Source organism: Oleiphilus sp. HI0066 (assembly GCF_001635725.1).
Map to the genome: position 1 here is coordinate 1 of NZ_LWFH01001653.1, position 1,078 is coordinate 1,078.

General features: G+C 47.9%; 1 protein-coding gene. It reads right to left on the reverse strand.

All coding sequences use genetic code 11. The features are described from left to right. On the reverse strand, positions 1-1,078 hold a 1,078-nt coding region (locus tag A3738_RS25760), incomplete at both ends, for a xanthine dehydrogenase family protein molybdopterin-binding subunit (RefSeq protein WP_156504508.1).

Consider the following 1,078-nt stretch of genomic DNA (forward strand, 5'->3'; position numbering starts at 1 on the left):
GGTGCAGCATCCCAGATATACCAATCCATGACGCCTGGACCGACAACATGATGCTTCCACGCCTCGACCTCGCCCGAATCCGAAACAGATGCTTGTAAACGGTGGAATGTCGCGGGGCGATAAAAGTCATTTTTCATATCATCTTCACGTGACCAAACTAACTTCACAGGACGTTTCGCCGCCATCGAAATCTCGGCAGCTTCACCAATAAAGTCTTGATTCAAACGACGACCAAATCCACCACCAATAAATTGATTATGAATGTGTACTTCATCCAAATCTAAGTGTGTCACCTTAGCCACCGAGACCTGGGCAATATCTGGCCCTTGGGTCGAAGCCCAAATATCTGCGCGATCCTCTTGTACATGCGCCAAACAGTTCATCGGTTCCATCGTGGCATGCGCTAAAAAGGGCATTTCGAATTCGAGTTCAATTGCATCATTAGACGAGTTATCGATTGCTTCTTGGGCGTCTCCAACCTCACGTACAACGTCGCCATCATCTTTAGAAGCCGCGTCACGATACAGCTCAAATGCTGCTTTTGTTGAAATCAATTCTTGTGGTAAGTCCCAGTCAAGCGACACTTTCTCTGAAAGTTTTCGGGCCTTCCAGGAACTCGTCGCGACAACCGCCACCCCGGTGTCTATCTGATATGCTCCAATGAAATCCTTATCTGCGTTGAGCTCCGAAGCATCAAAGCTTTTCAATCGACCACCAATCGCTGGAGATCGAAGGACTACGGCAAACACCATATCATCAACAGATGCATCAATTCCGAAATTCGCAGTACCTTGTACTTTCGCAGCCGCGTCTAAACGAGAAGAATGCTTACCGATGAATCGGAAGTCCTGCTTCGCTTTAAGCGCTGGTTCACTTGGTACACTTTGCTTAGCTGCAATCGCAATAACTTCTGAAATATTTAAGGTTTGCCCGGCATCATTCGTCAGAACACCATCAAACAGAACAACGGAACTGGCATCAACACCAAAGGTATCGGCAGCAGCTTTTTCAAGCATCTCTCGAACCGCAGCTGCCGCGACCCGTATTGGCTTCCATGCAGAGGATAGGCTGTTACTAC